This window comes from Mycobacterium sp. 852002-51163_SCH5372311 (assembly GCF_001667115.1).
Taxonomy (GTDB): Bacteria; Actinomycetota; Actinomycetes; order Mycobacteriales; family Mycobacteriaceae; genus Mycobacterium.
Genome location: NZ_LZIJ01000070.1, coordinates 1 through 1,411, shown reverse-complemented (window position 1 = coordinate 1,411; position 1,411 = coordinate 1). Strand labels below are relative to the sequence as shown.

Sequence of the window (1,411 nt, the reverse complement as noted above, 5' to 3'; positions counted from 1 at the left end):
TAGCTTCAGTGGTCACATCGCGGCAATTCTTGTCAGTGGGTCTCCATAAGATTCTGGGCATGGGTTCGAGCAGTCGTGAAGAGATCGTCGAAGTGTTCGACGCGCTCGAATCCGACGCGGAACGCCTGTGCGAGTTGTCCTTTGACGCGCTGACCACCCCGGAACGGCTACGGGCCTTGGAGCGCCTGGAACGCGTCACCCGCCAACTGCGCGCTCCCCAACACACGCTGATCAACCAAGTCGGCGCCCAAGCCGGCGAGGAAGAACTCGGCGACACGCTGCCCACCGCACTGGCCAACCGGTTACACATCACCAAAGCCGAAGCCGCCCGACGCATCCACGAAGCCGAAGACCTCGGCCAACGTCGGGCGCTGACCGGCGAGCCGCTGGCCCCGCAGCTGAACGCGACCGCGACCGCCCAACGCTACGGCATGATCGGTGACGGACACGTCAAGGTGATCCGCAGTTTCTTCGCCCACCTGCCCACCGAAGTGGACCTACCCACCCGCGAAGCCGCCGACGCCGACCTGGCCGCCAAAGCCCGCGGGTATCGGCCCGACGAGTTGGCCCGCTACGCCCAACGAGTCATGGACTGGCTCAACCCCGACGGCGAACTCGACGACCAGGAACGCGCCCGCACACGCGGCATCACCCTGGGCAAGCAGCAATACGACGGCATGTCACGCCTAAGCGGCTATCTGACCCCCGAAGCCCGGGCCACTGTTGAACCTGTGCTGGCCAAACTGGGTGCCCCCGGCGCCTGCAACCCGCAGGACCACACCCCGGTCATCGACGCCACACCCGATCAGGACGCGGTCAAGCGCGACACCCGAACCCAAGCTCAACGCAATCACGACGGGCTGCTGGCCGGCCTGCGAGCCCTGTTGGCCTCCGGGGAGCTGGGCCAGCACAACGGGCTGCCGGTGACGATGGTCGTCACCGCCAGGCTGCAGGATCTGCATGCCGCCCTCGGCAAAGGCTTCACCGGCGGCGGTGCACAGCTGCCGATGTCCGATGTCATCCGGCTGGCCAGCCACGCGAATCACTACCTGGCGATATTTCACGACGCCAAACCCCTGGCGCTGTATCACACCAAGCGCTTCGCCTCACCGGCACAACGAATCATGCTCTACGCCAAGGACCGCGGCTGTAGCAAACCTGGCTGCGACGCGCCCGCGTACCACAGCCAGGCCCACCACGTCAGCGGCTGGACCACCACCCGGCGCACCGACATCACCGACCTCACCCTGGCCTGCGGCCCCGACAACCGCCTCGTCGAAAAAGGCTGGACCACCCGCACCAACACACACGGCGACACCGAATGGACCCCACCCCCACACCTAGACCAGGGACAGCCCAGAACCAACGCGTTCCACCACCCAGAACGATTCCTACACAACGACGACGACGA

At 65.8% G+C, this 1,411-nt stretch carries 1 protein-coding gene; it reads left to right on the top strand.

Annotation, left to right across the window (positions count from 1 at the left end):
• Positions 1 to 59: 59 nt before the first annotated feature.
• A partial coding sequence (locus A5791_RS08390; protein ID WP_067233888.1) for an HNH endonuclease signature motif containing protein occupies positions 60 to 1,411 on the top strand: 1,352 nt, incomplete at its 3' end.